Genomic DNA, 5,054 nt, shown 5'->3' on the forward strand with positions numbered 1-5,054 from the left:
GCTGCACTCCGGCCGGGCCTGGACGGCAGTAATATATAATGTCCGCAAAGCTTTGCACAGCCAACACCCCGTACTGTTGAGCTTGTCGTAGCAAACCTTAATGGCGTAGCACGGCTTGGACGAAAAAGAACCTTCAAAACCACTTATTCATGGTTTTGAAGGTTCTTTTTTTCATCTTGTTGACAGCCTCTTGAGATTACGGAAAATTAACTTAATCTCTTATTTCTGGGTGTTATCTGCTAACAAATCGCAGAACGCTTTTCCGTAAGGTGGAAGATCAGGCGGCCGACGAGCAGATACAATATGTCCGTCCGTCACAACTGCCTCATCCTTCCAAATAGCTCCTGCATTCTCCATATCATCACGAATACCTGGTGTGGAGGTTACCGTAACACCATCCAAAATTTTAGCAGAAATCAGTACCCAGCCTGCATGGCAGATTTGTCCAATCGGCTTATGAGCAGCATGAAACTCCTGTACGAGTTGAATTACCTTGGGATAGCGGCGCAGTTTATCAGGTGCCCAACCGCCAGGGACGAGAATCCCGTCATAATCACTGCTATTCAGTTCCTCAAAGGCATATTCCGCTTCAGCAGGTACGCCATATTTTCCAATATATTTTTTACCTTTTTCCGCACCGGCTAAATGCACTTCTGCGCCTTCTTCACGAACACGGTAAATCGGATACCACAGCTCCAGATCCTCGAATTCCTCATCCACCAGGGCGATAACCTTTTTTCCGGCAAGTCTTGACATCCAACCATCCTTTCGTGCGTCACATGATGACACCTCTGTTTTGTAATCTGTACTTTTACATCTTAAGAAAAAGAACGCTCGAAGTCCATTCCTTCGCAGATTCTTATGTTAGTAGTCTGCTCTTTGACAGCAATTGTCGTCATTTTCTGACCCGCCAAAGCTTTGGTAATTTGTTCATAGCTGCAATCTGTGGAAGGATTTGAGGTCCCAAAGTCGAAATAAAACAAGGTATGATAGATTTAATGGAGTTAACAATTATTTATTAGACTAGTAGATAGATATATTTGGATTCTGATGAGATCCTCGTATAGTTTGATCCTACGTAATGAGGTGGTTAAATGCAGAAGCAATGTCAATGTGGCAAACCGATGGGACTGGAACTGCGAAAGGTAATCTATGCGGGCAAGGTTGAAATTTTGCACGTCCCTGTATTCTCATGCTCGTCATGCTTTTCCAGTGAGGTTTTGCTGCATGTGACGAAGGACATTAAGGCACTATTACAAAGTCTAGGGAGCAAACCTACGGCACGGAGAATATCTTTTGCTCGCAACAATGAACTGGCAGAAATAATTCGCAAGCTTGTATTGGAGGAAGCGGACAATCCCAATGTGGATTGGCAATCTGCTTTGGAGGAGCGCATGGAGCTTCGAATTAATCTCTTACTGGATCTTTATCGCTATGCGAGAAGTCTGGGAGACGAAGATTGGATGAATGATGTAGAGAAAAAATTGGTTCAATTATCCGGTTTTACCAGTGAATCGGTATTTACGAATACAAAAAACTAAAAAATATGAAAATTTTCATGGTCACCATTGGATTTTACATGTTCTTTTTGTTACGATGTGAATAGGCCATACGACAAGACACAGAAAGGAATGTATATCCAATGGCGACGATGACAAAAATGACTACTGTTCAACAATTAAATACGGCTCTGGAAGCGTCATCAGACAAGCCGTTGCTTCTCTTTAAACATAGCACACGTTGTCCGATAAGTGCAGGCGCATATCAGGAAGTGGAGTCCTATTTGCATGGCGCTCCCAACGAAAATATTGAATACGGTATCATTTATGTAGTAGAAGATCGGCCGGTGTCCAATGAAACCGCGGACAGGCTTCAGGTGAAGCATGAATCCCCGCAGGCCATTTTAATCAAGGGCGGAGAGGCTGTTTGGCATACATCCCATTCGAATATTACAGCCCGTGCACTCCACGATCATCTCACATAGATAGAATGTGTGCTGTCGTTGCATAAAGTAGTATTTTGTCGTAACATGGTTCTCATTAGATGATCTAGGATTCGGTTGAAAATTTATTGGCACTGGAGAGAAGGAATGTGACGGTAACGATCTATGATGTAGCTCGCGAAGCTGGTGTCTCAATGGCCACAGTGTCCCGCGTAGTTAACAATAATCCTAATGTGAAACCTCAGACCCGCAAGAAAGTGTACGAAGCGATTGAACAATTGGGATATCGCCCAAATGCGGTCGCTAGAGGTCTGGCCAGCAAGAAGACAACGACCGTCGGCGTGGTTATACCGGATATATCGAACTCAATTTTTGCAGAAATTGCGCGCGGTATTGAGGATATAGCGAATATGTATCACTATAATATTATTTTGTGTAATGCCGACAAGCGAAAAGAAAAAGAGATTCGTGTCATCAACACATTGCTTGAAAAGCAAGTGGATGGTCTTCTGTTCATGGGTGGTACAGTAACGGACGAGCATATTCAGGCGTTCCATACAGCTGCGGTCCCTATTGTTCTATGTGCAACGAGTGATGAAAAAGGAAGCTATCCTTCGGTCGATATCGACCATGAAGCCGCTGCTTTTGATGCAGTAAACACGTTGATCCGCCATGGACACCGTCAAATCGCAATGATCAGTGGTACGCTTCAAGACCCTGCAAACGGCTATGCACGTTTCCAAGGTTACAAGAGAGCACTGGAAACAGCCGGAATTGATTATCAGGAGGATCTCGTGCGAATCGGGAACTACCGTTATGAATCCGGTGTCGAAGCAATGAAATATTTTCTCGGCCTGAAGAAGAAGCCAAGTGCGATTTTTGCTGCTACGGATGAAATGGCAATTGGTGCGATCCACAGTATTCAGGATGAGGGTTTGAAAGTTCCTGATGATTTTTCGGTAATCAGTGTTGACAATATTCGTATGGCCTCTATGGTTCGTCCTCAGCTGACAACCGTCGCGCAACCGATGTACGATTTGGGTGCGGTAGCGATGCGTTTGCTGACCAAGCTGATGAAAAAGGAAAACGTGGAGAACCCTCGCGTTATTTTGCCGCATGAAACTATTTTGCGGTTGTCAGTTAATTATTTAGACTAGATGCAGTGCTGAATAGGATATACCTTCGATGAAAGCTCCTTTGATGGAGCTTTTTTCGCGGATATAAAGCTTCTTATGGACATCATCATCAAACCAAGAATAGAGGGATGCGTAATGAGCCGACTTTACGGATTAATGGGTGCTATGGATGAAGAAATTGAATTGCTGCTGGCAGCGATGACGGAAGCGAGCAAGACGGTCAAGGCTGGAATCACGTACACCACAGGAATCATTCACGGGCAAAGAGTCGTTGTCTGCAAATCCGGTGTAGGCAAGGTTAATGCTGCGGTAACAACACAAATCCTGATTGATCATTTTGGTGTAGAACAGATTATATTTACGGGAGTGGCAGGGGCAGTTCATCCCGATTTAAACATTGGGGATATTGTCATCTCATCAACATGTATGCAGCATGATATGGATGTAACGCCTTTGGGTTATGCCAGAGGGGTCATTCCTTATCAGGACACCTCAGAGTTTGTGGCTGATCCCGAGCTTGCAAGTCTAGCTGAGCAAGCCTGCAAATCGTTTGGCGATCGGTATATTGTCGGCAAGGTACTTTCTGGCGATCAATTTGTTGCAAATCGTGAGTTAGTGACTGCATTGCATCAGGAAATGGACGGTGCTTGTACCGAAATGGAGGGTGCAGCTGTGGCTCAGACAGCTCATATGAACGCTGTGCCTTATGTTGTCCTACGATCTATGTCAGATAAGGCTGATGGATCGGCTCACGTTAATTATGCTGAATTTACGGTAGAAGCTTCACATCGTTCGCATCGTATTGTGGAGTTCATGCTCAAGCATTTGGGATAAGGGTATAATTTTTTAATACATGAATCTTCGGACAAACCGGATATGGTCAAACTGCTCCTGTGATGCGAGGGGCACATCCTTTCCCATTCGTACCATCAGACAGTTAGCAGGATGTGAGCATATTTCAGGATCATCCGTGGCGTACCAGACCATATCTATAGTTTTCATCAGACGTTCCATCATGCGGCGGTATTCCCATACGGAGAGACCGCTGCCTTTTAAATCCCAATGCCAATAGTATTCGGTGGTAAAAATAATATAGGATTCAAGTTGTCTGTCCTCAAAGGCAATCCGAATCATTCGGCTACCCAGGCCCAGACCACGATAGTCATCGGCTACCTCAACAGCTCCAAGTTCCAGTAAATCCTTCATGCCAGCTTCCGACCAGCGCTCCATCTCATCTGGGTAATGAAAAGTAACATATCCCAGAAGGGTTTCCCCGTTGTGGGCAATGATAATTCTGCCTTCTGGCAGTTCTGAAATATCCACCAACGCGTCGAACTGTTCCTTTGGTTTGCGAAAGGCATCTAATTGCTTGTGCATTTGAAATGAACGCAGTTGATCCGCGGATACGGGGCCTTCTACATAGATTGTTTGTCCGTTATGATCCAGCGTGTCCAAGTGGTACAGTTTTAAATGCTGCATGTGTACGCCCTCCTTGTTCGCCATGAGCTCGTTCCTCATATCCCCTACTTATAGCAAAAAAACAATTAAATGAAAAGGATGGTCGTCACATCCTGACCTATGATATACTGTTTTAGACATAAAATGTTCACAATTAAGTGCTTAAATCAACCAGTACACCAAAGGATTTCATCTGCTTTATTTATTTTGTAAGCGTTATCTTGTTCTGTGTGATTCTCATTAATCTATTGTGAGGAGGCTGAACGTATGAAGATTGAAGAACTCCAGACTGTAGTTCCCACATCCAACATGGGCCCGTATGAACAAGCTTACAACAACTTTCAGTGGGAGGATGCAGAGCGTCATTTTACGTGGTATGAAACAGGCAAGGTAAATATGGCACATGAGGCCATTGATCGACATGTACAGGAAGGACGAGGTGAGAAAGCGGCACTATTGTATTGTGACGCAAACCGTCACGAAACCTACACCTTCTCTCAGCTTCGTGCTAGCTCTAA

General features: G+C 44.4%; 6 protein-coding genes and 1 pseudogene. 5 read left to right on the plus strand and 2 right to left on the minus strand.

The genetic code is table 11. The annotated features are described in order from the left end of the window. Positions 1-219: 219 nt before the first annotated feature. A complete protein-coding gene (locus tag GRP75_RS19035) occupies positions 220-756 on the minus strand; it encodes a type 1 glutamine amidotransferase domain-containing protein (protein ID WP_053325723.1) in 537 nt (178 codons plus the stop codon). Between the two features lie 338 nt (positions 757-1,094). On the opposite strand from GRP75_RS19035, the gene GRP75_RS19040 reads away from it, so the two are divergent. The 4 genes from GRP75_RS19040 (at position 1,095) to GRP75_RS19055 (ending at position 3,912) form a co-directional block, all read left to right on the plus strand. Continuing rightward, positions 1,095-1,541, plus strand: a complete 447-nt coding sequence (locus GRP75_RS19040; protein WP_160790060.1) for a hypothetical protein — start codon at positions 1,095-1,097, stop codon at positions 1,539-1,541. Between the two features lie 101 nt (positions 1,542-1,642). Continuing rightward, on the plus strand, positions 1,643-1,984 hold the full coding sequence (gene ytxJ, locus GRP75_RS19045; protein ID WP_013310927.1) for a bacillithiol system redox-active protein YtxJ: 342 nt from the start codon (positions 1,643-1,645) through the stop codon (positions 1,982-1,984). Between the two features lie 107 nt (positions 1,985-2,091). After that, positions 2,092-3,099, plus strand: coding sequence for a catabolite control protein A (gene ccpA, locus GRP75_RS19050; RefSeq protein ID WP_023989333.1), 1,008 nt, complete (start codon positions 2,092-2,094; stop codon positions 3,097-3,099). 114 nt (positions 3,100-3,213) lie between these two features. Further along, positions 3,214-3,912, plus strand: coding sequence for a 5'-methylthioadenosine/adenosylhomocysteine nucleosidase (locus tag GRP75_RS19055; protein ID WP_068941485.1), 699 nt, complete (start codon positions 3,214-3,216; stop codon positions 3,910-3,912). A 12-nt stretch (positions 3,913-3,924) separates the two neighbouring features. On the opposite strand, the gene GRP75_RS19060 is transcribed toward GRP75_RS19055, so the two are convergent. Then, a complete protein-coding gene (locus tag GRP75_RS19060) occupies positions 3,925-4,557 on the minus strand; it encodes a GNAT family N-acetyltransferase (protein ID WP_160790061.1) in 633 nt (210 codons plus the stop codon). Between the two features lie 246 nt (positions 4,558-4,803). Here GRP75_RS19060 and GRP75_RS19065 point away from each other — a divergent pair. Then, positions 4,804-5,054: pseudogene (locus GRP75_RS19065) on the plus strand (acetate--CoA ligase); the annotation flags it as partial.

The organism is Paenibacillus sp. OT2-17, from assembly GCF_009827695.1.
GTDB lineage: Bacteria > Bacillota > Bacilli > Paenibacillales > Paenibacillaceae > Paenibacillus > Paenibacillus polymyxa_B.

What these genes read in the sequence shown, in the direction of transcription:
- GRP75_RS19035 (WP_053325723.1), bottom strand. Translation starts at nt 756, where the DNA reads ATGTCAAGACTTGCCGGAAAAAAGGTTATCGCCCTGGTGGATGAGGAA.
- GRP75_RS19040 (WP_160790060.1), top strand. Translation starts at nt 1,095, where the DNA reads ATGCAGAAGCAATGTCAATGTGGCAAACCGATGGGACTGGAACTGCGA.
- ytxJ (WP_013310927.1), top strand. Translation starts at nt 1,643, where the DNA reads ATGGCGACGATGACAAAAATGACTACTGTTCAACAATTAAATACGGCT.
- GRP75_RS19055 (WP_068941485.1), top strand. Translation starts at nt 3,214, where the DNA reads ATGAGCCGACTTTACGGATTAATGGGTGCTATGGATGAAGAAATTGAA.
- GRP75_RS19060 (WP_160790061.1), bottom strand. Translation starts at nt 4,557, where the DNA reads ATGCAGCATTTAAAACTGTACCACTTGGACACGCTGGATCATAACGGA.